26 protein-coding genes, 1 other RNA gene and 1 pseudogene are annotated in these 22969 nt (G+C 60.4%); 15 read left to right on the top strand and 13 right to left on the bottom strand.

Going from position 1 to position 22969, the window contains the following annotated elements:
* Nucleotides 1-35 precede the first annotated feature (35 nt).
* The 3 genes from BMZ91_RS10735 to leuC all read right to left on the bottom strand — a co-directional run bounded on the left by BMZ91_RS10735 (nucleotide 36) and on the right by leuC (nucleotide 3226).
* The gene (locus BMZ91_RS10735; RefSeq protein ID WP_245736324.1) at nucleotides 36-881 is read right to left on the bottom strand and encodes a hypothetical protein; all 846 of its coding nucleotides are present in this window, start codon (nucleotides 879-881) and stop codon (nucleotides 36-38) included.
* A gap of 333 nt (nucleotides 882-1214) precedes the next feature.
* A complete protein-coding gene (gene leuD, locus BMZ91_RS10740; protein WP_092838353.1) occupies nucleotides 1215-1820 on the bottom strand; it encodes a 3-isopropylmalate dehydratase small subunit in 606 nt (201 codons plus the stop codon).
* A complete protein-coding gene (gene leuC / locus BMZ91_RS10745) occupies nucleotides 1820-3226 on the bottom strand; it encodes a 3-isopropylmalate dehydratase large subunit (RefSeq protein ID WP_092838356.1) in 1407 nt (468 codons plus the stop codon). The genes leuD and leuC overlap by 1 nt, the downstream gene beginning before the upstream one ends.
* Nucleotides 3227-3855: 629 nt before the next feature.
* Between leuC and BMZ91_RS10755 the strand changes: the two genes are divergently transcribed.
* The 6 genes from BMZ91_RS10755 (at nucleotide 3856) to BMZ91_RS10780 (ending at nucleotide 8373) form a co-directional block, all read left to right on the top strand.
* Nucleotides 3856-4356, top strand: a complete 501-nt coding sequence (locus BMZ91_RS10755; RefSeq protein ID WP_092838362.1) for a type III secretion system chaperone family protein — start codon at nucleotides 3856-3858, stop codon at nucleotides 4354-4356.
* Nucleotides 4357-4399: 43 nt separating this feature from the next.
* Entirely contained in the window at nucleotides 4400-5215 is an 816-nt protein-coding gene (gene proC, locus BMZ91_RS10760; RefSeq protein ID WP_092838364.1) for a pyrroline-5-carboxylate reductase, read from the top strand.
* Entirely contained in the window at nucleotides 5208-5546 is a 339-nt protein-coding gene (locus BMZ91_RS10765) for a tRNA-binding protein (protein ID WP_092838367.1), read from the top strand. The genes proC and BMZ91_RS10765 overlap by 8 nt, the downstream gene beginning before the upstream one ends.
* Nucleotides 5543-6499: a 2-hydroxyacid dehydrogenase gene (locus BMZ91_RS10770; RefSeq protein WP_092838370.1), complete on the top strand. Its 957-nt coding sequence runs from the start codon at nucleotides 5543-5545 to the stop codon at nucleotides 6497-6499. Before BMZ91_RS10765 ends, BMZ91_RS10770 begins: the two co-directional genes overlap by 4 nt.
* A gap of 166 nt (nucleotides 6500-6665) precedes the next feature.
* Nucleotides 6666-7787 (top strand): beta-ketoacyl-ACP synthase III, encoded by a 1122-nt coding sequence (locus tag BMZ91_RS10775; RefSeq protein ID WP_092838373.1) that lies wholly within the window; start codon nucleotides 6666-6668, stop codon nucleotides 7785-7787.
* A 127-nt stretch (nucleotides 7788-7914) separates the two neighbouring features.
* Nucleotides 7915-8373, top strand: a complete 459-nt coding sequence (locus BMZ91_RS10780) for a hypothetical protein (RefSeq protein ID WP_092838376.1) — start codon at nucleotides 7915-7917, stop codon at nucleotides 8371-8373.
* 19 nt (nucleotides 8374-8392) lie between these two features.
* On the opposite strand, the gene BMZ91_RS10785 is transcribed toward BMZ91_RS10780, so the two are convergent.
* The 5 genes from BMZ91_RS10785 to BMZ91_RS10805 all read right to left on the bottom strand — a co-directional run bounded on the left by BMZ91_RS10785 (nucleotide 8393) and on the right by BMZ91_RS10805 (nucleotide 12624).
* Nucleotides 8393-8722 (bottom strand): DUF1294 domain-containing protein, encoded by a 330-nt coding sequence (locus BMZ91_RS10785; protein WP_092838380.1) that lies wholly within the window; start codon nucleotides 8720-8722, stop codon nucleotides 8393-8395.
* A 51-nt stretch (nucleotides 8723-8773) separates the two neighbouring features.
* The gene (gene recR / locus BMZ91_RS10790; RefSeq protein WP_092838383.1) at nucleotides 8774-9367 is read right to left on the bottom strand and encodes a recombination mediator RecR; all 594 of its coding nucleotides are present in this window, start codon (nucleotides 9365-9367) and stop codon (nucleotides 8774-8776) included.
* 39 nt (nucleotides 9368-9406) lie between these two features.
* Entirely contained in the window at nucleotides 9407-10372 is a 966-nt protein-coding gene (locus BMZ91_RS10795; RefSeq protein WP_092838386.1) for a hypothetical protein, read from the bottom strand.
* A gap of 6 nt (nucleotides 10373-10378) precedes the next feature.
* The gene (locus tag BMZ91_RS10800) at nucleotides 10379-10723 is read right to left on the bottom strand and encodes a YbaB/EbfC family nucleoid-associated protein (RefSeq protein WP_092838389.1); all 345 of its coding nucleotides are present in this window, start codon (nucleotides 10721-10723) and stop codon (nucleotides 10379-10381) included.
* 125 nt (nucleotides 10724-10848) lie between these two features.
* A complete protein-coding gene (locus tag BMZ91_RS10805) occupies nucleotides 10849-12624 on the bottom strand; it encodes a DNA polymerase III subunit gamma/tau (protein WP_092838392.1) in 1776 nt (591 codons plus the stop codon).
* A 117-nt stretch (nucleotides 12625-12741) separates the two neighbouring features.
* On the opposite strand from BMZ91_RS10805, the gene ypfJ reads away from it, so the two are divergent.
* Together ypfJ and BMZ91_RS10815 are read left to right on the top strand one after the other, a co-directional pair.
* A complete protein-coding gene (gene ypfJ / locus BMZ91_RS10810) occupies nucleotides 12742-13596 on the top strand; it encodes a KPN_02809 family neutral zinc metallopeptidase (protein ID WP_092838395.1) in 855 nt (284 codons plus the stop codon).
* Entirely contained in the window at nucleotides 13593-14075 is a 483-nt protein-coding gene (locus BMZ91_RS10815; RefSeq protein WP_092838398.1) for a protein-tyrosine phosphatase family protein, read from the top strand. Before ypfJ ends, BMZ91_RS10815 begins: the two co-directional genes overlap by 4 nt.
* Nucleotides 14076-14133: 58 nt before the next feature.
* Here the strand turns inward: BMZ91_RS10815 and BMZ91_RS10820 are convergent, their stop codons facing one another.
* From BMZ91_RS10820 to BMZ91_RS10830, 3 genes are all read right to left on the bottom strand, one after another.
* Nucleotides 14134-14952, bottom strand: coding sequence for an alpha/beta fold hydrolase (locus BMZ91_RS10820; RefSeq protein ID WP_092838400.1), 819 nt, complete (start codon nucleotides 14950-14952; stop codon nucleotides 14134-14136).
* A 125-nt stretch (nucleotides 14953-15077) separates the two neighbouring features.
* An RNA gene (ffs, locus tag BMZ91_RS10825) (signal recognition particle sRNA small type) lies at nucleotides 15078-15174 on the bottom strand.
* Nucleotides 15175-15191: 17 nt separating this feature from the next.
* The gene (locus BMZ91_RS10830; protein WP_177193842.1) at nucleotides 15192-17132 is read right to left on the bottom strand and encodes a bifunctional 2',3'-cyclic-nucleotide 2'-phosphodiesterase/3'-nucleotidase; all 1941 of its coding nucleotides are present in this window, start codon (nucleotides 17130-17132) and stop codon (nucleotides 15192-15194) included.
* Nucleotides 17133-17368: 236 nt separating this feature from the next.
* Here BMZ91_RS10830 and nudC point away from each other — a divergent pair, with 236 nt between their 5' ends.
* Complete coding sequence (gene nudC / locus BMZ91_RS10835; protein WP_092838406.1) at nucleotides 17369-18340, top strand: NAD(+) diphosphatase; 972 nt, start codon at nucleotides 17369-17371, stop codon at nucleotides 18338-18340.
* Nucleotides 18341-18387: 47 nt separating this feature from the next.
* The gene (locus BMZ91_RS10840) at nucleotides 18388-18855 is read left to right on the top strand and encodes an SRPBCC family protein (RefSeq protein WP_092838409.1); all 468 of its coding nucleotides are present in this window, start codon (nucleotides 18388-18390) and stop codon (nucleotides 18853-18855) included.
* Between the two features lie 138 nt (nucleotides 18856-18993).
* On the opposite strand, the gene BMZ91_RS10845 is transcribed toward BMZ91_RS10840, so the two are convergent.
* Together BMZ91_RS10845 and BMZ91_RS10850 are read right to left on the bottom strand one after the other, a co-directional pair.
* A complete protein-coding gene (locus BMZ91_RS10845; RefSeq protein ID WP_092838412.1) occupies nucleotides 18994-19245 on the bottom strand; it encodes a DUF6552 family protein in 252 nt (83 codons plus the stop codon).
* Complete coding sequence (locus BMZ91_RS10850) at nucleotides 19235-19939, bottom strand: SDR family oxidoreductase (protein WP_092838415.1); 705 nt, start codon at nucleotides 19937-19939, stop codon at nucleotides 19235-19237. Before BMZ91_RS10850 ends, BMZ91_RS10845 begins: the two co-directional genes overlap by 11 nt.
* 98 nt (nucleotides 19940-20037) lie before the next feature.
* On the opposite strand from BMZ91_RS10850, the pseudogene BMZ91_RS22065 reads away from it, so the two are divergent.
* The 5 genes and pseudogenes from BMZ91_RS22065 to BMZ91_RS10870 form a co-directional block, all read left to right on the top strand.
* Nucleotides 20038-20223 (top strand): annotated as a pseudogene (locus BMZ91_RS22065) (LysR family transcriptional regulator); the annotation flags it as partial.
* A gap of 21 nt (nucleotides 20224-20244) precedes the next feature.
* The gene (locus BMZ91_RS10855; protein WP_425441564.1) at nucleotides 20245-20910 is read left to right on the top strand and encodes a LysR substrate-binding domain-containing protein; all 666 of its coding nucleotides are present in this window, start codon (nucleotides 20245-20247) and stop codon (nucleotides 20908-20910) included.
* 329 nt (nucleotides 20911-21239) lie between these two features.
* Nucleotides 21240-21659: a hypothetical protein gene (locus BMZ91_RS10860; protein ID WP_177193843.1), complete on the top strand. Its 420-nt coding sequence runs from the start codon at nucleotides 21240-21242 to the stop codon at nucleotides 21657-21659.
* Nucleotides 21656-22186 carry a cupredoxin domain-containing protein gene (locus BMZ91_RS10865; RefSeq protein ID WP_092838421.1) on the top strand — a complete coding sequence of 177 codons (531 nt, stop codon included), beginning with the start codon at nucleotides 21656-21658 and terminating at the stop codon, nucleotides 22184-22186. Before BMZ91_RS10860 ends, BMZ91_RS10865 begins: the two co-directional genes overlap by 4 nt.
* Entirely contained in the window at nucleotides 22183-22890 is a 708-nt protein-coding gene (locus tag BMZ91_RS10870) for an RNA polymerase sigma factor (protein ID WP_177193844.1), read from the top strand. Before BMZ91_RS10865 ends, BMZ91_RS10870 begins: the two co-directional genes overlap by 4 nt.
* The last annotated feature ends 79 nt before the right edge of the window (nucleotides 22891-22969 follow it).

Consider the following 22969-nt stretch of genomic DNA (forward strand, 5'->3'; position numbering starts at 1 on the left):
GATCAGTGCCAGAGCAATCGTTGAAACGGAGTGGGTCAGGCGCGTTGCAATCCCTTGCCGAGAATGTCGTCTTCGGCATAGGCGCGGCGCCGCTTTTGCTCGATCATGTCGGCGATCCGGCTCATGGCGATCCCTCGCATCAACATGCTTGCCGGCAAAAACGCCCATGCGGTCATCGTCCAAATTAAGGTTTGCGGGTTCGCGATCGAGATCGGATCAATCATATCCGAGGCCGCCCGAACAGCCGCCGGAATCAAGAATGGCAGCAAAGACCCTAACACAACGTTAAGACCAGCATCCCGGCGCAACCGATAGAGCACATCACCGCCCCCGGTCGGATCGAACAACGGCAGGTTCACCCAGACATTGAACGCCCCATTGCGCGAGGGCCAGCCCAAAAGCCGCACCAGCGTCAGGAAGACGAACATCATCACAAGCGACACGGTATAGGAAATCCCCGACGTGGTACGCACCAGATCAACAAGTGACTGATCGGCATCGGCGGGCATCATAAGCACCACCATACGCACCGGGGAATAGGGAAAATCGACAACCTCGCCCAGGGCGCTGCCCATATTTGTCAGCAACACGGTCCAGCCGGTCGGATCGGTCGTTCCCCGACAGATCAGCGACAGGACGATCAGAATGCCCGAAAGTGCAAAGAACTTGAGCCGGTTGAACGGCGGCGCAAAGCGAAACTCGATGATGCTGGGATAGCGGCCGTAGTATTCGATAAAGGTCATAAAGCCCGCAAGGATCGACAGCACGATCACAATCTGTGCCGTGTCGGGCCCGGTTGAGGGCACGAGTAAAGAAGGCGTTGCCACCATCATCGCGATCAGGATGGCACGCGATAGCGCGCCGGGTATTTGTGAGAACACTGCCCGTTCCCTTCCAACTTGGTCGGTCGCGATACGATGCCGCGGCCTTGTTCCAACTTGATCCACCAAATTATGGCGGTATGCCTCATTCTTGCCCAACTTTTGCCTACTTTCATCAGGCATCTCAAGCCTTGGTTAATAAGACGCAAGGTTTAGGGCCGTTTGAGGGAGTAACTGGTGCAGTATTACATCAAAGTTGGGTCAAAACTGCGGCGTAAGCTCATGTAAACACTGCATCTTGTGTGTGGCGTGCAATCGGGCACAAGAGGGCATTTTAAAATGAAAACGCCGCGAGTCTTACTCGCGGCGTGATCGTGTCACGTGGAAAGCGCCTTAAACCCAGGGGCGTGCCTGTGCAGCCTTGGCCTCGAAAGTGTCAATCGAGGCGGCCTTCTCCATCGTCAGACCAATGTCATCGAGCCCTTCAAGAAGGCAATGCTTCTTGAACGCATCCACCTCAAAAGCGAAGATTTCGCCGTCCGATGTTGATACCGTCTGTGCCTCAAGATCGATCTCGACGCGGGCGTTGGCGCCTTTTTCGGCCTCTTTCATAAGAGCATCGACCTGCTCTTGCGGCAGGGCAATCGGCAGGATGCCGTTTTTGAAGCAGTTGTTGTAAAAGATATCGGCAAAGCTTGGCGCGATTACACAGCGAATGCCGAAATCTTTGATCGCCCAGGGCGCATGTTCGCGTGACGAGCCACAGCCAAAGTTGTCGCCAGCGATCAGAATCTGTGCCTCGCGGTATTGCGGCTTGTTGAGCACGAAATCAGGGATTTCCTTGCCGTCATCATCATAGCGCATCTCGTCAAACAGGTTCACGCCAAGGCCCGACCGTTTGATCGTTTTCAGGAACTGCTTGGGGATGATCATATCGGTGTCGATATTGATCATCGGCATCGGCGCGGCGATCCCGCTCAGTTTTTCGAACTTTTCCATTACATCATCTCCCGAACATCGGTCAGTTTGCCGGTTATCGCCGCCGCCGCCGCCATGGCAGGCGACATCAGGTGCGTGCGTCCGCCGCGGCCCTGACGGCCCTCAAAGTTGCGATTCGAGGTCGCCGCGCAACGCTCGCCCGGGCTAAGCTGGTCGGGGTTCATCGCAAGACACATCGAACAGCCCGCCAGACGCCATTCAAATCCGGCCTCCTTGAAGATATCCGCAAGGCCCTCTTCCTCGGCTTGCGCGCGCACGAGGCCAGAGCCGGGCACGATCATCGCCCGCAGCCCGTCCTTGACCTTTTTGCCCTTGAGGATCGCCGCCGCAGCGCGCAGATCCTCGATCCGCCCGTTGGTGCAGGAGCCGATAAAGACGGTGTCGATCTCGACCTCGCTCAGCGGTGTTCCGGGGGTCAGGCCCATGTAATCAAGGCTGCGCTGTGCCGCATCCACCTTGCCGCCGGTGAAATCCGACGCGGCCGGCACATTCGCGGTGATCGGCAACACATCCTCGGGTGAGGTGCCCCATGTGACCACCGGCGCGATATCTTCGCCCTTGAGGGTGATCACCTTGTCCCAATGCGCGTCATCGTCGGAATAAAGCGTTTTCCACCACGCAAGCGCGGCCTCCCATTGCGCACCTTTCGGGGCATGCGGGCGGCCTTTGCAATACTCAAAGGTCTTTTCGTCCGGCGCAATAAGCCCGGCGCGCGCGCCACCCTCGATCGCCATGTTGCAGACGGTCATGCGGCCTTCCATGGAAAGGTCGCGGATCGCCTCGCCGCAATATTCGATCACATAACCGGTGCCACCGGCGGTGCCGGTCGCGCCGATCACCGACAGGGTGATATCCTTGGCCGTCACGCCGGGGCGCAGCTTGCCGGTGATCTCGACCTTCATGTTCTTGCCCTTGCGCTGGATAAGCGTCTGGGTCGCAAGGACATGTTCAACCTCGGATGTGCCGATACCATGCGCGAGTGCGCCAAACGCGCCATGCGTGGCGGTGTGGCTGTCGCCGCACACCACGGTCATGCCCGGCAGGGTCCAGCCCTGTTCGGGGCCGACGATATGCACGATACCCTGGCGTACGTCAGACACGGGATAATAGTGAATGCCGAAATCTTTGGCGTTCTTGTCAAGTGCGTCGACCTGAATACGGCTGTCTTCGGTCATGGTGGCGGCATTGGCGCGATCAAGCGTGGTGGGCACGTTGTGATCGGGCACAGCGATGGTCTTGTCCGGCGCGCGCACCGTGCGGTTGGTCATCCGCAAGCCTTCAAAGGCCTGTGGGCTGGTGACCTCATGCACAAGGTGGCGGTCGATATAAAGCAGACAGGTGCCATCCTCGGCCTCGTGGGCGACATGGGCATCCCAGATTTTATCATAAAGTGTCTTGGGGGACATGTGTCCTCTCCCGTTCTCTAGTGGCTGAATTTCAGATGTGACAGGGCATTGCGCGCCTCATAGACGGGCAAGAATTGTAAGCGTCGCACCAAAGAAACGCCAAGGCAGGCGCGCGCGGTCATCCATGTCAAAAATCGGTATCATCCCAGAGCAGATACAGCGCCCGCCCGAGTCTATCAAGAGGCGCTTGTACTTCAGGCCCCCTCAACGCCGGCCCCGGTTTCGTCTGGCCGTGAATATCCCGGGAGAGTTGCCCGAGGTGGGGCGGAATAAATTGCAATGGTATGCGTGTGATAAATCTGGGCGATCATATAGCTGGCAAAGGCAACGCGGGCTTGATTCTGCTCTCCGCAGCGCGTTTCAGGTCGGCGCTATAGTGACGTGAGGCGGATCTGGATTTGGCGGGGCGGTTGCGCGAATAGGCCTTGGCCAAACCTGTCACCTCTTGTGGCCGTTTCGATTTCATCCACAACTTATTGTGGTTATCCCCAACAAATAGCTTTACAGCCTGCGCGAAAGGCCGCACCATATATTGTATTGGCGGTGGGAGTAGCCCCCGTTAATAGAGCAGGCACCTAGCGCTTGGGGGTGTGTCGCAACCCCTGTGCTATAGCAAATGAGGTGGCGCAATGGCCCTTTCCGAGCAGTTCTTGCAAGACGAGATTCACCCGATCGACATTGTCGAACATATTGCCGAGCATCACGACTGGGATTTCGACCGGATTGGCGATGATCAGATCGCGATGGCCGTCGAGGGCCAATGGCGCACCTATTCGATCACGCTGGCCTGGTCGGGCTATGACGAAACCCTGCGCCTTGTCTGTACCTTCGAGATGGAGCCGCCTGAGCACAAGATGCCGGTGCTCTACGAGATGCTGAACGGTGTCAACGATAACTGTTGGGCCGGGGCGTTCACCTGGTGGGGCGAGCATAAACTGATGGTCTATCGCTATGGTCTGGTGCTGGCGGGCGGGCAGGATGCCACGCCGGAACAGATTGACACCATGATCAACGCCGCCGTGATGAGCGCCGAGCGCTATTATCCGGCGTTCCAACTGGCGATCTGGGGCGATAAATCGCCCAAGGATGCCATGCAGGTCGCCATTGCAGAGGCCTTTGGTCGCGCGTAACACTTACCCCCGCAATGTGATGAACGGATGCGGGGGATTTACGATGAGCATGAAATATGTGGCCGAAAACGGTCTGGTTTTGCTGGGCTGTGGCAAGATGGGCGGCGCCATGCTGCAAGGCTGGCTGGCGCAGGGATTGCCGCCTGCTTCGGTGTCGGTGATTGATCCCAACCCGTCCGATTGGCTGCGCGGGACCGGGGTTGGCATCAACGGTGATCTGCCCGCAAATCCGGCCATCGTTCTGATTGCCGTCAAACCACAGATGATGGGCGAGGCGCTACCGGTGCTGGCGGCGATGGGAAATGGCGCGACGTTGTTTGTCTCGGTCGCGGCCGGCACGCCGATCGCGGCGTTCGAGGCCGCTTTGGGCGCGCAAAGCCCGATTGTGCGCGCCATGCCCAACACCCCCGCCGCCGTGGGTCGTGGCATCACCGCCATCATCGGAAATGCCCATGCAAGCGCGGCGCAGGTCGATCTTGCCGAGATGCTGTTGCGTGCGGTTGGTCAGGTGGTTCGCCTTGAGGGCGAGGATCAGATGGACGCGGTCACCGGCGTTTCCGGCTCTGGCCCGGCCTATGTGTTTCACATGATCGAATGCCTGGCAGCTGCCGGCGAGGCGCAGGGCCTTGCCCCCACCCTTGCGATGCAGCTTGCGCAGGCGACGGTGGCCGGGGCCGGTGCATTGGCCGAGGCCGCCGATGAAACCCCGGCGCAATTGCGGGTCAATGTGACAAGCCCCAATGGCACCACGCAGGCCGGGCTTGAGGTGCTGATGGACCCGCAAAACGGCCTGCCGCCCCTGATGCGCAAAACCGTGGCGGCGGCGGCGGATCGCTCGCGGGAGCTTGGCAATGGCTGAGATCACCTTTGACGATTTCCTCAAGGTCGATATCCGGGTTGGCCGCGTCACCCGCGCCGAGCCCTACCCCGAGGCGCGCAAGCCCGCGATTAAGCTTTGGGTCGATTTCGGGCCCGAAATTGGCGAAAAGAAAAGCAGCGCGCAGATCACCGCGCATTACGATCCCGAATCCCTGATCGGGCGGCAGGTGCTGGCCGTGGTCAACTTTCCGCCGCGCCAGATCGGCAAGTTCATGTCGGAAATCCTTGTTCTCGGACTGTCCGATAGTAATGGCGAAATCGTTCTGATAAGCCCCGATCAAGAAATTCCAATCGGAGAAAGACTGCATTGAAACGTGTCCTGCTGACCCGGCCGCTGCCGGATCGCGTGGTGGAAGCCGCGCGCACCCATTTCGAAGTTGAACTGCGCGATGATCCCGCCCCTCTCAAGCTTGGCCAGATGCGCGGTGCATTGGCGCTTTATGATGGGGTGTTGCCGACGCTTGGCGATATGTTCTCGGCAGAGGTTTTTGCCGATGCGGGGAATCCGCGGTGCAGGATTCTGGCGAATTTCGGGGTTGGCTATAACCATATTGATGCAGCGGCGGCGCGGGGCGCGGGGATCAGTGTGACCAACACGCCCGGCGCGGTGACCGATGCCACCGCCGATATCGCGATGACGCTGATCCTGATGAGCGCGCGGCGCGCGGGCGAGGGCGAGCGGATGGTGCGGGCGGGCAAATGGGTCGGCTGGAACCCGACGCAGATGCTTGGCCTGCATGTCTCGGGCAAGACCGTGGGCATTATCGGCATGGGCCGGATCGGGCAGGCGATCGCGCAGCGCTGTCATTTTGGCTTTGGCATGGAGGTGATCTATTACAACCGCTCGCCCAAGCCGATGGAGTTTCCCGCACGTCAGGTCGAAAGCCTTGAGGCATTGGCGGCGGCGGCCGATATCGTTGTGGTGGCGGTGCCCGGCGGTGCCGAGACCCGTCACATTGTCGGCGCGCCGGTGTTTGAGGCGATGAAGCCGCACGGTCATTTCGTCAATATCGCGCGGGGCGATGTGGTGGATGAAGCCGCACTTGTTGCGGCGCTGCAAGCGGGGACCATCGCGGGCGCGGGGCTTGATGTCTATGAAAAAGAGCCGATTGTGCCCGAGGCGCTGAAGGCGATGGAGAATGTCACGCTCTTGCCACATCTGGGCACCGCCGCACTTGAGGTGCGCGAGGCGATGGGCCTTATGGCGGTGGAAAACCTGCGGGCGTTCTTTGCCGATGAGACCCCGCCCAATCTGGTGAACTAGGCCAGAGCCCCCGCCATCGACCGGCACGCCGGGTCGGGGCGGGGAATTTGAGTATTTTTGCCAAGAAGAAGGGGCTTTTCGGGTCTCATCGGGGGTGTGCCGTGGTGTCATGCTTGACGTTGGGGGATGCATGGGCTGATCTGGCGGGAACGCGAAGGAGAAAACCATGTATCAACCGGCCATTTCAGGATCGGGCGTCTTCACCCCGCCAGAGGTGATCACCAATGACGAGCTGGTGGTGGCCTTCAATGCCTATGCCGAGGCCTTTAATGCGAAGAATGCAGAGGCCATAGCGGCGGGTGAGGTTGAGGCCAAGGCCGCATCTTCGAGCGCGTTCATCGTTGGAGCCTCTGGGATCGAGCAGCGCTATGTGATGGATAAATCGGGGGTGTTGGACCCGGCGGTCATGCACCCCAAGTTGCGCCAACGCAGCGACGACGAACCGGGGATCATGGCCGAGATGGCGGTTGGTGCCTGTACCAAGGCGCTCGCGCAGGCCGGGCGCGGCGCGGAGGAGGTTGATCTTGTGATCTGCGCCGCCAGCAATCACGAGCGTGCCTATCCGGCGATTGCGATTGAAATTCAACAACTTTTGGGCGCCGGTGGTTTTGCCTTTGACATGAATGTCGCCTGTTCTTCGGCGACCTTCGGCATTCAGGCGGCGGCGGATATGATCCGGGCCGGATCGGTGCGCCGGGCGCTTGTGGTGAATCCCGAGATCTGTTCGGGGCATCTTGAGTGGCGCGACCGCGATTGCCATTTCATTTTTGGCGATGTCTGCACCGCCGTGGTGGTCGAGCGCGCGGACGAGGCGAAGGGCGCGCATTTCGTGATCCGCTCGACCCGCTGTGCCACGCAGTTTTCCAACAATATCCGCAACAACAACGGATTTTTGCGCCGTAACCGGCCCGATGGCATGGCGGATCGGCGCGACATGCAATTCATGCAGGAGGGGCGCCGCGTGTTCAAGGAGGTGCTGCCGATGGTCTCGGCGCATATTCTGGAGCATCTTGAGGGCGACGGCGTGACGGCGGATGATTTGCGGCGGCTCTGGTTGCATCAGGCCAACAAGACGATGAACGATTTTATCGGCAAGAAGGTTCTTGGCCGGGCGCCGGAGCCGGGCGAACAGCCCAATATCCTTCAGGATTATGCCAATACCTCTTCGGCGGGCTCGATCATCGCCTTTTCCAAATATTCCGACGATCTTGTGCCGGGGGACCGCGGGCTTATCTGCTCGTTCGGCGCGGGCTATTCGGTTGGTTCGGTTCTGGTCGAGCGGGCCTGAGACCGGGTTTTGCCCTGGGTGGCGCCGGGTTGAATTTGCAAATGACTTTCCGGGATAAAGCGATTAAGGGAAAGCAACTGTTGGGTTTCCCCTGATTTTCTGGGGCTGGGAACTGAGGAAGAAGCGTATGTCGAGGATGGGAAGTTACCTCAAGAAGCACACCGAGGCCTTGGTCAAGGACGTAGGGATTGAGGCCGCGTGCAAGCTGACTGGCAAATCAAAAGCGACGTTGGGGCGGTATTATGCGGACCACGCTGAACACGCTGATCGCTTCATGCCGGTCGATGCCGTAGCGGCGCTTGAAGAGGCAGCCAGCTATCCGCATGTGACAAGTGCCCTGGCCGAGTTGCAGGGGATCGGCCTTACCTTTGACGGCAAGCGCCGCAACACCAACGAGCGCGCGAATGTGAACAGCGATGTGATCGTTCTGTCGCAGCGGTTTGCGCTTTTGATGGCTGAATATCAGCAATCCATCGAGGATGGCGTGATCACGATCAACGAGGCCAAGCGGCTTTTGCGCGAAACCTCGCAGCTCCAGCAGGTGTTGATCGACATGAAACTTCACCTTGAAGAAGAAGCCATCTGAACCGGTGCCGCGCCCGTGCCTAGCCCATTATCTGTGTGCTGATCTGGCTAACCAGGTGAACCACTGAGGCGCGAAACTCTGGCAGAACAAGCGCGGCCAGAAACCCGACATGCAGCACGGCAATCGCGTTAAGCGAGGTGCGAAACGGCTCTTTACGGGTCTTGTGGCGAAAGATGCCCTGTCCGGCCTTGGCCCCAAGAGACCCACCAATCAGGCAGAGCGTCAAAAGCGTGCTTTCCGGCAGCCGCCAGCGGCGTTGAATCGCACAGCGTTTATCCCACCAGAACAGGCCAAGCGTCAGCATGTTGAGGATCACGAAATAGCTGAGAACAAACGCAAGAGGGGTCATGAGGTAATATCTGGGTCCGTCGCTGGCCGTTGGCCGGTATATCAGGGACTATCAGAGGCGCTTGCGTGCCGAAAGGGCCGCAGTGATCGTGCCATCGTCGAGATAGTCAAGCTCGCCGCCGATGGGAACGCCCTGCGCCAAAGAGGTTAGCGCGACACGCCCATCAAGCTGATCCGCGATATAATGCGCTGTGGTCTGGCCGTCCACCGTTGCATTGAGTGCAAGGATGACTTCTGAGATGTTTTCCGCCGATACGCGCTCCACAAGCTTGGGAATGCGCAGGGTTTCGGGGCCGATCTGGTCGAGCGCGGAAAGGGTGCCGCCAAGCACGTGATAGCGCCCTTTAAAGGCCTGCCCGCGCTCCATCGCCCAAAGATCAGCGACATCCTCGACCACGCAAATCTGGCCGTTGGCGCGTTTTTCCGAGGCGCATATGTCGCAGGTCTCGGTGGTGCCGATATTGCCGCAGGTGACGCATTCGCGCGCCGTGGCGGCGACGGTTTGCATCAGATCGGCCAGCGGCGTGAGCAAGAGTGCGCGTTTGCGGATCATGTGCAGCACCGCGCGTCGGGCCGAGCGGGGGCCAAGCCCCGGCAGCCGTGCCATCATGTCGATCAGGGCGTCAATGTCGCGGGTGCTGCTCACGGTATGCCCGGCCTTTGTGATTGGGGGCTCTGGCAAAGCTCAGAGCAGTTTGTTTGCGATATAGTCTATTATGGTGGGAAGAAAGGACAAGAAAGTCACAATTCCAGCCGCCGAGACCGAAACCTGACCGCCGGGTGGCAGGGTGCGCACGGCGCTGATCATGTCGCGGGCCTCGATCAGTTTGTCCAGATCGGGCAGGGGTTTGTCCGGATGCGGGTGATCGGCGCGGCGCGGCTGGTGCGAGCGGTCGCGGATATGCGCCTCGATCAGCGGTTCGATCTGGTTGAGCGCCTCGACCTTGGCGGTTATCAGCCGGTTGGACAATGGAATGATCGGCACCGCATAGGTGGCGGCGACCAGGGTCAGTGAAAAGGCCGAAAAGAGGATGACAACCGGATCCCTGTCATAGCCCGCAAGCACCACCGACAGGATCGCAAGCGAGGCGACAAGCGCGGTCACCATCACGACCTGACTGTTGACGCGCAAGATTGCAGGGAGCGGGGCGCGCGAAAGATTGAGAATGCGAACGTCCATCTCGGGCAGGGCGTGCAGCAAGGCCCCCCAGAATCTGAACACCGCAAAGACGCCCATGCCGGTGATCACGCTGCCGCAAAAAACGAAACCGGCCAGCCAGGGGCGCAGGTCCGGGCTGCTCCAGGGGTCAAGGATCCAGACGCCGCCGCCGATCAAAGCCCCGTAGCACAGCCCGAGCGGCAGAATCCATGGGTTGCCCAAAACATCGTTCACCGCTCCCTGCGGATTGGCGGCGGTCGTGGGCAGATCGTGAAACATCTCGCCAAGATGCGGCGCAACCCGGTGGCCGAAATGATACACCACGCCCGCATTGATTGTCACCAGAACGATCAGGGCAAAATCTGCAATATCACCGCGTAACGCCCATTCGGTGCGGGCATATAACAGGGCCAGCACCACCGTGGCGGCAACCGCCGCGCGCCCATAGCTGCGCCACAGGCGCGGGGTGGTGATATGTGTGCCCCGGTTCATCGCATCTCAGAATGGCAGCTTCATGTCCTTGGGCAGGCCCATGCCTTCGGTGAGCTTGCTCATTTCTTCCTGGGCGCGTTCTGTGGCTTTGCCCTGGGCATCCTTGATCGCGGCGAGGATCAGGTCTTCGACCACTTCCTTGTCATCCGAATTGAAGATCGACGGGTCGATATCAAGGCCCTTGAGTTCGCCCTTGGCGGTGCAGGTCGCCTTGACAAGGCCGGCGCCGGATTCGCCGGTGACCATGACGTTGTGCATCTCTTCCTGAAGCGCGGCCATCTTTTGCTGCATCTCCTGCGCGGCCTTCATCATCTTGGCCATATCGCCCATCTGGCCCAGTCCTTTGAACATAGTGTGATCTCCTATCGTGGGGCCCTTGTGCGGAGCAGCGGGCCGGATGTGTGGTTTTCTGATTTTAAGCATATGTGGCCGGAAATGGCGACAGGCAAGCGTTCGGTCCTGGTCGGGTGAACGGCTCAATCCTCTTCAAACGGGTCCCATTCGTCTTCGACCTCGGGCAGGGCCTCGGCCTCGGCGTGGCTGGCGATATCGGCGGCCGAGCGGATGGCGGTGATTTTTGATCTGGGAAAGGCGGCAAGCACGGCCTGCATCAACGGGTGATCGGTGGCCTCGGCCTTGAGCGCATCCTGGGCGGCATTGCGCGCCTCAAGGATCGTGGGGGCGGTGCCGGAATTGACCACGATCACGGCCCAACGATTGCCGGTCCAGCGTTGCAGGGCGCTGCCGAGGTTCTGCGCCAGATCGCCGGGGGCGTTCGGGGTCGGGGTGAATTCGATGCGCCCCGGCCGATAGGCGGCAAGGCGCAGGTTGCTTTCGACCTCGATCAGAAGCTTGACGTCGCGATTGGCGCGAATGAGGTCGACCACATGCTCAAACGTCGGGAAGTGCGACAGCGCGCTTTCGGCCTCGGGGGCGAGGGCCGTGGTCTGGCCTGCGCTGCCCGTATGGCCCGCGTTGCCAGAGCTTTGCTGTGCCGGCGCGTGATAAGCCGACGGCGCGGCGCCGCCACTGGCGGTTGGGGCGCTGCCGCCACCGCCGCCAACCGGACCGGGGGCCGGGGGCGGCGGGCTGTCTTGCAGGCGGCGAATGAGGTCTTCGGGCGTCGGCAGATCGGCCACATGCGTGAGGCGGATCACCGCCATTTCGGCGGCCATCATCGAATTGGGCGCCTCTGCCACCTCATCCAGCGCCTTGAGCAGCATTTGCCACATCCGCGTCAGCACCCGCATCGGCAGGGCCTCGGCCATCGCCTCGCCGCGGGCGCGTTCATCGGGGCCGATGGTGGGGTCCTGGGCGGTCTCGGGGGTGATCTTGACCACGGAAATCCAATGGGTGATCTCGGCCAGGTCGCGCAGCACCGCCAGCGGATCGGCGCCCTCGGCATATTGCGCCGACAGTTCGGAGAGCGCGCCTGCGGCGTCGCCTTTCATGACCATGTCAAACAGGTCAAGAACCCGGCCCCGATCGGCCAGCCCGAGCATGGCGCGCACCTGATCGGCGGTGGTTTCCCCGGCGCCATGCGAAATCGCCTGATCCAGCAGAGAGGTCGCATCGCGCGCCGAGCCTTCGGCGGCGCGGGTGATCAGAGCAAGCGCGTCATCGGTGATCTCGGCGGTCTCGGCGGTGGCAATCCGGCGCAGAAGGGCGATCATCACCTCGGGCTCGATCCGGCGCAGATCGAAGCGCTGACAGCGTGACAAAACCGTCACCGGCACCTTGCGGATCTCGGTGGTGGCGAAGATGAATTTCACATGCGCGGGCGGCTCTTCGAGGGTTTTCAGCAAGGCGTTGAACGCGTTCACCGACAGCATGTGAACTTCGTCGATGATGTAGATCTTGTAGCGGGCCGAGGCCGCGCGATAGTTCACCGAATCGATGATCTCGCGGATATCGCCCACGCCGGTGCGCGAGGCGGCATCCATTTCCATCACATCGACATGGCGGCCTTCCATGATGGCGGTGCAATGTTCGCAAACGCCGCAGGGCTCGGTCGTGGGGCCGCCCGCACCATCGGCACCGATACAGTTCATGCCCTTGGCGATGATCCGCGCCGTGGTGGTTTTGCCGGTGCCGCGAATGCCGGTCATGATAAAGGCCTGCGCGATGCGGTCGGCCTTGAACGCGTTTTTCAGGGTGCGCACCATCGCATCCTGTCCCACGAGATCGGCAAAGGTCTCGGGCCGGTATTTCCGGGCCAGAACCTGATAGCCTTTTTCGGGGGTGTCGGTCATGCGGGTGCCCTTTGGATTCGTGTCAGGGGCCAACCTAAAGCGGGGCGCGAGGGGCGTCTACCTTGCATTTCCCGTGACGGCGCGCAAAGCTTTGGTCGGTGTGTATCGGAGGGTGTCATGCGGTTGAAAGGGATCGGGCGGAGCCGGAATGTCGAGGACAGGCGGCGCGCAGGCAGGCGCGGCGGTCGCGGAGGCAAGGCCGGGCTAGGCGGCGTCGGTCTTTTGGTGGTGCTGGCAATCGGGTATTTCGCGGGTATAGACGTGACGCCGCTTTTGCAGGGCGGATCGGGGCCGGTGGCACAGTCTAGCGCGCCGCGTCAGTTAAGTGCCGAAGAAAAGCGCGCGGCAGAGTTTTCATCGCAGGTCCTTGCCACCACCGAGGCGGTCTGGGGCAAGGTCTTTGCCGAGCAATTGGGCAGCGACTATCGCCCGCCGGTGATGGTGCTTTATTCCGGTGTCACCCAGAGCCCCTGTGGCGGCGCCTCGGGCGCGACGGGGCCGTTTTATTGCCCGGCGGATCGCAAGGCCTATCTCGACACCGAATTTTTCGACACATTGGCGCGCCAACTTGGCGCCAGGGGCGATTTTGCGGCGGCCTATGTGATCGCCCATGAGGTGGCGCATCATGTGCAGAACGAGCTTGGCATCCTGCCCGAGGTCAACCGCCGCCGACAGGCCGCCGGACAGGCCGATGCCAATGCGCTGACCGTGCGGCTTGAGCTTCAGGCCGATTGCCTGTCGGGGGTCTGGGCGCGTGCGGTCGATGGGCTGCTTGAGCCGGGCGACCTTGAGGAGGCGCTGAATGCGGCGCGGATGATCGGCGATGATCATTTGCAAAAGCGTGCCGGTCAGGTGCCGCAACCGCATACCTTTACCCATGGCACCTCGGCGCAGCGGGCAAAGTGGTTCAAGCGCGGCTATGACAGCGGCGATCTGGCGCGCTGTGACACGTTTGGCACGGCGCGGTTGTGAGCGGTTTCGTGATCCATGCGCTGCCGGTGGCGGGTGGGATTCTTGCGATTGCGCCGCTGCCCGGCGGGTCGGGAACCTATGAGGCCGATCTTTTGCATTTGCATGACTGGCGCCCGGCGCTTGTGATCTCGATGACGACACTGGCGGAAATGACCGCGAGCGGTGCGGCTGATCTGGGCGCGGATTTGCAGGATAGCGGCACCCGATGGGCGCATGTGCCGGTCGAGGATTACGGCGTGCCAAGCCCAGAAGTCACGGACATATGGGAGGGCGCGGCGCAGGCCGCGCTTTTGGCGTTGCAGGGCGGTGGCCGGGTGTTGATCCATTGTCGCGGTGGCTGTGGGCGTTCTGGTATGGCGGCGCTTCGGCTGATGATCGAAAGCGGAGAAGAGGCCGGCGCGGCCCTGAGCCGGTTGCGCGCGCTACGCCCCTGCGCGGTCGAGACCGAGGCGCAGATGGCCTGGGCGCAGCAGGTCTAGGCGGCGGCAGAGCCGCGCGTGGGTTTCACCCACCCTACCGGCCGGGGCCGAGGGCGGGTTACAGGGCCACGCGCAAGGCACCAAAGCCGCGCATTCTGTCGCTCGGCGCAGGGTCTTCGCCGAGGTTGAGATGGCTGAGAGTGCTGTAATGTCCGGCCCCTTCGAGCAGGCGCAGTCTGACCTTGCCCGGCAGACGGTCGGCCAGGGCCTGGGTCATGGCAAGCGGCACCCATCGGTCGGCCGTCCCCTGCCAGATATCCATCGGGCACAGGATCGAGGTCAGCACCGGCGACCAGTCGCTCACATAGGCCGCAATCATCCGGGCATACCCCTTTGGATGGTGCGTGTAACTATGGCGCAGCCCCTGACGGATCGCCTCGGCGGCATCGGGGTGCTCCAACAGGGCATGCTCCGACCCGCCGGCACTTGCAAAGAGGCGTCGGATCAGCAGCTCAGGCGCGGCACGGGCGAGGAGCCCCTGGCCATAGGTCAGCGCCAAAAACAGGGAGGGATGGCGCGCGGCAAGCCGGAACAGGGGCTGTCCGGCCATGTGCGGCAGGAAGTTCCCGAGTTGCAGGGGCGCAGCCGGCGAGATCAGCGTCAGACGCTTGATGCGCTCGGGATGCGCGGCGGCGATATGGATGGCCAGCATTGCGCCCATCGAAAACCCTAACAGGTGAATGCTGCCGTCGGGTATCTTCCCGGTCAGGGATTCAAACTGTGCAATCGCGGTCTTGACGGGATCGTCACCGGGTGCCTTCGCTGAGAAAAGATCAGGCGCAATGATTGGTGGCAGATCAAATTGATCCGCAAAGCCTAGATCGGCGTCCGATGGGCTTCCGGGGAGGCCGTGGCAAAAATAGAGAGCCTGTTTCATAGCCTCTGCCAATCGTTAAATTATGAATTTACCAAAATGTAATGTTCAAGAGATCGGCGCGGCAATCGGGGAAAGCAACGCGAAACGTGTTCATATAATTCAAGGCTTGCAGGTGGGTGGGAGAGGGTGAGAGGCTGGACAACGACCCAAGCGGGGCTCGTTACGGCTGCTTCCTTCCGGACCTGACCGGGTTGGCGAGGTGCCTGCCCGCGCCAACCTCTCACCTCGCTACATAAGGATCAGATCGGAGATTCGCAAGAGAGGGAGTTGTCGACCGGTTGGCTTTGTTTCGGACAAAGCCAGAAGCCAAACCGGGCAAAGCCTTGTGGGGTGGTGCCAAGATACTCTGCCTGCAACGCGGCAAGGTCGTCGGGGTGCTCGCGCACAGTCGGCGAGGTGTCAAAGACCACCCTCGTGTCAGGCATCGCGGCAAAGCGCCAGACGGGGTGCGCCTGCGGCATGATTTGGTTTTGCGCGGCGATGTAGTCGGATAGAATATCGCGCACCGGGCGCGGGCTGGTATGGATCAGACCGGTGGCCGCGAGGTTGCGGAACGGGCCGCCGCCATAGGCGCGATAGCTGTTGGTGGCGACGATAAACCGCGCGCTGTCAGAGACCGGGGCGCCGTCATGGCACAGGTCGCGAATGCGGCGGGCCTTTGGGGCCACAAGCGTGCCGGCGAGGTCATAGCGGGCAGGCTGTGACAGGTCGATGGCATAGCTTAGCCCGTCAATCACATCGAAATCATGGCCTGGCACGGTCTTGTCCAATAGCATCTGATCGGGTGTGCCCGGCGTGATCTGGCGAAAGCAGATCGCGGCGCGTTCAAGCCAGTCGCGCAAATCCGCGCCGGTGACAAGCAGCCCGCAAAGGGTGTTTGGAAAGGGATAAAGGTCGGTAATATTGCGCAGTCGGAGCGGACCGGCCGACACGTCGGTGTAATACCCCGGTCCGCCACGCCCGCCGGTCTTGAACGGGGCCGAGGCCGATAGAACCGGCAGGCCCTCATGCTCGGTTCCCCGAAGGGCCTTGGTAAGGCCCATGCGCTGCGCCGCGTTGACAAGTTGGGTCGCGGGGTCGTTGCGCACAAGGGCAAGGTAGCTGTGAAGCGGGGTCGATGTCCGGCCAATCTCGCGTTCCGTCAACGTGAGCGTTTGGGCATGCGCAGGGGCAAGCGCGCGGCAAAAGTCGGGGTCCGGCGGGATATCGGCGGCGGCACGCACATCGCTGGTGTGTCCTGTGACTTTCCAGTTGCCGTCGCCTTCCTGTGTCAGGGTCAGGTCAAGCACCCCAAGATGCGAGCCGCGAAAGCCGGGTTTGACAAATGGCATGCCGTTGAGGCGGTCATGCGGGGGGCGGTCCTTGTCGGGATCGGGATAGATCCGGTGGCTATGCCCGCCGACAAGCGCGTCGACTCCCGGAACGCGGGCGAGCGCCTGCGCCGCATTCTCCATCATCGGGCGGTCGGGGCCCTCGCCAATCCCGGTATGGGCCAGAGCAATTACCAGATCGGCGCCCGCTGCGCGAATGACCGGCACCCAGGCACGGGCGGCCTCGACCATGTCGCGACAGGTCAGGCGGCCGGTAAGATGGGCGTGATCCCAGGTCATGATCTGCGGCGGTACAAGCCCCAGCACGCCGATGCGCAATGTCGTGATGTTACCGCTGTCATCGCGCAACTTGCGGGTCAGCATGTGCCAGGGCGGGCAGAGGGTTTCATCGTCCTCGGGTGTTGGCCCGCTGCGCAGCGCGGCATTGGCGCAGACAATCGGAAAGCCCGCCTCGGGCAATGTCTTTTGCAACCAGTCGAGACCGAAGTTGAACTCATGATTGCCAAGCGACGCGGCGTCATAGCCAAGCCCATTCATCGCCAGAAGCACGGGATGCGCACCCTGCCAAGCCTGTCCGGCGTGTGGGGTGAGGTCGCTGATCGGGGTGCCCTGAAGAAAATCGCCGTTGTCAAACAGAACAGAGGCGCCGTCCTCCACCTCGGCGCGTGCCCGCGCGATCAGAGTGGCCAGCCGCGCAAGGCCATAGGGGCGGTCGGGGGTGTTGGTGAAATAGTCAAACGGCAGAATATGCCCGTGCACATCTGTCGTCGCCAGAATTCTAAGCGCGACCTTGGACCTGTCATCGGGGCGCGCCTGTTGCCTTACTTTATCCGATGTCGTCTGGGTCAATTGTTCAATGCCCTTGGTCGAGGTGTGAGCCCTCATTTGTGTAAGGTAGCTTTTCCATGCCGTTCGGCAAAGTTTCCGGAAAAGCTGAACCTTCAGTCAAGGTGTCATAGGTGAGAGATGGGAGCAATGCACTATAGGTTGCATATTGTTTCGTCGCGGCAGTTTTCTGGCCCTGCCCCTTGTGCTGAACCCGCAAGCGTTGTGTACATGGCGGAACAGATTTTTGGGGCGTCGCAATGCAAAAGGCAGAAACGGTGACATTCGGGGGCTCGGCGCTTGACCGGGCGGATGACCTGCGGGGCAACGCGGCGGCGATTGCAAGCGCGCGGGCCGAGGGGCGCGCAAGCGCCGTGGTGCTGTGGCGGGGCAAGCCGCTGGTGGCGACAGAGGCGCTTGACCGTCTGATCCGGGTGTCGGTCGATCATCCGGTTCTGGCGCGTTACAAGGTGCCGCCGATCCTGCTTGGGCGCGAGGACAACGGCGATCTTGTCTTTGCTTATGACATCTCCGCCTGGGTGCCGCCGGGGCTTGAGCCCGATCAACTTGATAGTTTTCTCGACGCCTCCGAACAATGCCACCCGGATTTGCCCGCAGGCGCGGTGTTTGTCGAATTACGCCGGGTGATGACCCACCTGAACACGCGCGATGCAGAGCTTGCCGCGACCGCCAAGGCGGTTTTCGCCTGGCATCTGAGCCATCGGTTCTGCGCGCGCTGCGGCAGTGAGAGCCGGATGATCCAGGCCGGCTGGCAACGTGCCTGCGATAGCTGCGGGGGCCAACATTTCCCGCGCACCGATCCGGTCGTGATCATGCTGATCACCCGCGGCAACAAGGTGCTTATGGGGCGCTCGCACCCCTGGCCCGAGGGGATGTATTCGCTGCTTGCGGGCTTTGTCGAGCCGGGCGAAACACTTGAGGCCGCCGTGCGCCGCGAGGTCTGGGAAGAGGCGGGTATCAGGGTCGGGCAGGTCAGCTATCTTGCCAGCCAGCCCTGGCCGTTTCCGGCCTCTTTGATGTTGGGCTGTCGCGGTGAGGCGTTAAGCGACGAGATCACCATCGACCCCAAGGAAATCGAGGACGCCATCTGGTGCAGCCGCGAAGAGATCATGCAGGCCTTTGCCGGGCAGCATCCGTTTATGTTGCCCGCCCGAAAAGGTGCAATTGCGCATTTTCTTTTGCAGAACTGGCTTGCCGATAGCCTTGATTGACGCGACAATACCGCCGGGCATTTGGCATGATAATAAGGGCAGAACCGATGCAGTTCAGCACCAGGGAAGACATAGAAGCGCCGATCGAGACGGTTTTTGCGGAAATCACCGATTTTCAGGCCTTCGAACGCTCGGCGCTGCGCCGTGGGGCCGAGGTGCGTCGGATTGATGACCTGTCCACGCCCGGCGTTGGCATGGCCTGGCATGTCGGATTCATGATGCGCGGCAAACGTCGTGAAATCCAGATGCAGCTTAGCGAGTATGATCCCCCCAACGGGATCACCCTTTCATCGATGTCGCCCGCAATGGGGGGCGCGATGATGATTGATCTTGTGGCGCTGTCACGTGGGCGCACGCGCATGTCTGTTGACCTCACGCTGAAGCCAAAGAATCTTGCCTCGCGGCTTTTGGTGCAAACGCTCAAGCTGGCACGGAGCAATCTGACCAAGCGGTTCAAGCTGCGAGCGGCGGAATACGCAATGGATGTGGAAGACCGCTACAAGCGGAGCGTCTGAGGGCGCGGCGTGGCCCGCGATAGCGTGCCTCAAGGCCAAAGCCGACCAATGCGCCGGACTGCGTGACCGCATTTTAGGGTGGCTTTGGGCCTTGTTTGCCCAAGGCTGCGTCTTCCATGAAACTCTGCTCTGCGACGGCTACCCGCTTGCCATTCCGGCAATCATCGCTATGAGCGCGACAAGGTGGACCAGCATCAGGGCCTTGTCATTCCACATCGCGCCCACCGCAAACCACCCCAGCACGCCGATCAAGAACAGGTAGAGGTTCCACGGTGCCCATCCGGCCCCCGTGGCGGCGTAGCCCATGATCTGAATGAGTGATGCGCCCCATTTGACCGCAAATACGATGCGGTCAAACTGTGGTCTCTCCAGGATGGTATCAGACGGCACGGGTCAACCCTCCGTCAATGCGAAGGTTCTGACCGGTCATATAGCCGCCACCTTCGGAGGCCAGTAGCGAAATCACCGACGAAACCTCTTGTGCCCGCCCATAGCGCCCCAACGGAATACGCGCCTTGCGGTCTTCGGTCTCCGGAAGGCTGTCAATGAAACCTGGCAAGACATTGTTCATGCGAATGTTGTTAGCGGCGTATTTGTCGGAATAAAGCTTGGTGAAGGCGGCCAGACCCGTCCGGAACACGCCTGACGTCGGAAAAAGCGGATCAGGTTCAAAGGCCGCAAAGGTCGAAATGTTGATGATCGTACCGCCGCCCTGTGCTTGCATGACAGGTGTCACCAGACGCGTCGGGCGGATCACATTCAAGAGGTAGACTTCCATGCCAGTGTGCCACTCATCATCCGAAATTTCCAGAACCGGACCCTTTGGCCCGTGGCCTGCGGAATTGACCAGCGCGTCGATGCGGCCCCAGCGGTCCACAGCGCCCTGAACCAGCGCGGACAGGTCATCGGGAATGGTATTGGAACCGGTCACCCCGAAACCACCCAACTCAGCGCCAAGCGCTTCGCCTTTGCCTGACGAAGACAGGATACCCACCTTGAACCCATCTGCGGCCAACCGCCGGGCGGCATCGGCGCCCATGCCACTTCCGCCTGCGGTGATAAGTGCGACTTTTCTTACTGACATTTTTCTCTCCATCTATGGCTTGATGCACTTTTAGCCTAAACAGGCAGTCATTACGCTTTAGAATTGATGTTTCGTGGGTGTAGGAATACTACTGTCACATGAGCAAGCTCCCTCATCTCAATGGATTGCGTGCATTTGAAGTGGCTGGCCGTCATTTGAATTTTCGCGCGGCTGCGGATGAACTTGGCGTCACCCAAGGGGCCGTCGCCCAACAGGTACGGCAGCTTGAGGCGCATTTGGGTTTGCAATTGTTTGAGAGACTGCCCAAGGGGTTGGCGTTTACATCGCCGGGGCGGAGCTATCATGTGAATGTTGCTGCCGCATTCGAGGCGCTGCGCCGTGCGACCGATCACCTCAAGCCGGAACCGGGCAAGGTTCTTGTCAGCGTCACACCAACCTTTGCGGCAAAATGGCTGATCCCCAATCTTCCGGATTTTTCGGCAAGATACCCGGAAATCGACCTGCGCATTCTGGCAACCGAAAAGATATCAAGTTTTCACAGTGACGGGATTGATTTGGGGATCCGGCAAGGCGAGCCACCTTTTGGTGCAGCCTTGGATGCATATCGCCTGTTTCGCCAGGAGATTATCGCAGTGGCCGCGCCAGGTCTTATTGAAAAGCATAGCTTGTCGCATGGCGCAGATGCAGTGTCGTATCTGCCCAAACTCCATGACTCGCATGATCTTTGGCCAGAATTCCTCGGGTTGCTGAATATTGCAGACAAAGGAGGTCACGGATTGCGCCTGAGTCAGACGGCTTTGGCCGTGGATGCGGCACTTTCCGGTCAAGGGGTCGCTCTGGTAAGCCGCTTTCTCGTGGCAGCGGATATTGCAGCCAAGCGGCTGATTCAGATCACGCCGGAAAGCATGTCTGGAAAACAGGATTTCTACCTGCTGGCCATGCGCAAATCCAAACACAACATAGCGATTGATACCGTCATAAAATGGTTCTTGGCGCAAGCTGAAACGTAGCCCCAGCTTGTGTCGGGATATTGACCGTTAGCGCGAGCGTGGCGCAGTCCGGGGCCGCAGTGCTTACAGCGAAAGCCGACCAAACGCCGGAGTGCGTGACCGCATTTCAGGATGGTTCCGAGGTCATATTTACCGATTTGTGAACTGCTGCGAACACTGATTTCGCAAAACGGTTCAATGTGATGGCATATTGCATCTCATGTGCTTTCGGGACGCTCTTCGAGGAGCACTGATATTTTTACCCGGCGATGGGAACCTTTCCAATCTTACTGCATCTAAGAGTTTGAGTGCCAAAAAATGGCACTGGTATGAAAACGAAAGGGAACGAAATGATTAAGTCCATTTTGCTGAGCGTTACGCTTGTGGCCGCGTCTGCATCGCTTGCAATTGCCCATGACAACGAAGCACTTCTGCACGCCCCTGCAGGCGAACCCTATGTGCAAGTCAGCGATGTACTGCCGTTGCCAGCATTCCTGCCAGGCTTGGGCACGCTCTTTGTCGCGCCCGATACGCTGCCTGCAGGCCCGTTCTTGGCTTATGATCACGACGGTAAGCTTTCTGCGACAGTCTATATGACACCGCTGGATGACCTGCAAAACGGCACGTCCTATGATGATCTGATTATTGGTTCGCATGAGGTGAGTTCGGTCGACATTTACTACAATGCGGGCCATCCGGGTGTCGACAAGCCTCATGCCCACGTTGTGCTTTACCACGACGCCGAGGCTAAAAAGCGGTTGGCAAAATGACCCTCGAACGCCGCAGGGTTTTGAAGCTGGGGGGTGGCATCATTGCCACCTTCTCACTCCCTCTCTCAGTGCGCGCGGCGTCGCTGGAGATCATAGAAATGGGCGGTACAGCGCGCGGCGAGCGTATATGGTTTGCACCGCACGGCCTTGCGGTATCTGCGGGCACTACGATCCGTTTCGTCAATCGCGATCCGGGTAACAGCCACACTGCCACGGCATATCATCCTGAATTATTTGATCGCACGCGGCGCATCCCAAAAGCGGCAGGGCCATGGGACAGTGGGTTCCTTTTGCCTGGAGAGAGCTTTGAGGTCACGCTCGAAATCCCGGGCGTTTATGACTATTATTGCATTCCGCATGAGATGGCGGCCATGGTCGGACGTATCGTCGTCGGCAATCCGAGCGATCCCAGATGGGAAGGTTCAAGCCCGGATACAGGCGACGTGTCTGCCAAAGTTCTCGCAGCTTTGCCGAGGGTCGAAGATATTCTTGCCAAAGGCCGGATCGGGCGGGGGGACGACACATGATAGCCGATTCAATTCACGAGGGCAGCGCCCTTCCGGGGCCAAGCTCATCGGAAGCCGAGCTTGTTATTGCGGCCAGGGACCAGAGCGAACCGGCCGTGCGTGAACTCGTTAGGCGCCTGAACCCTCGCCTTTTCCGTATTGCGAGAGGCATCGTTGCAAGCGATGCGGAGGCCGAGGAAGTGGTACAGGAAACGTATCTCAAGGCATTCACCCGGTTAGATACATTTCGAGCTGAGTCAAGCTTTTCCACTTGGATTATCCGCATCGCAATCAATACTGCTCGGATGCAGATCCGCAATGTCCGACCACAGGAGGAGTATGACACCGTGGCCGAAGAAAATCAGATTACCTGTTCCCTACTCGCCTTTCCCGGCCAGTATCCCGACCGACCGGAAGCCGCGCTTGGGCGGGCCCAAATGCGGGTACTTCTGGAGGACGCTGTTGCATGTTTGCCCGCACATTTGCGCCTGCCCTTTCTCATGCGTGAAGCCGAGAGCATGAGCGTGCGTGCGATCGCGCATGATCTCTCGCTCAAATCCGTCACTGTCAAAACGCGCCTTTTCCGCGCCCGACTCCGATTGCGCAAGATAATCCAAGGCCGCATCCAAGGCGGATTCGACACTATCTTCCCGTTCGACGGCGCGCGCTGTGTTGGTATGGCAGATCGAGTCGTGGCGGAACTCAGGGCTGTAGAGCATTTATGATTTTTATGTCGTGACTATTTACCTGTTCCTTCATGAGGCAGTAACGTTGCCGCCCACGCTCACAACGAAAAGCTGAAAC

Source organism: Roseovarius lutimaris (genome assembly GCF_900115165.1).
In the GTDB taxonomy this organism is placed as follows: Bacteria; Pseudomonadota; Alphaproteobacteria; order Rhodobacterales; family Rhodobacteraceae; genus Roseovarius; species Roseovarius lutimaris.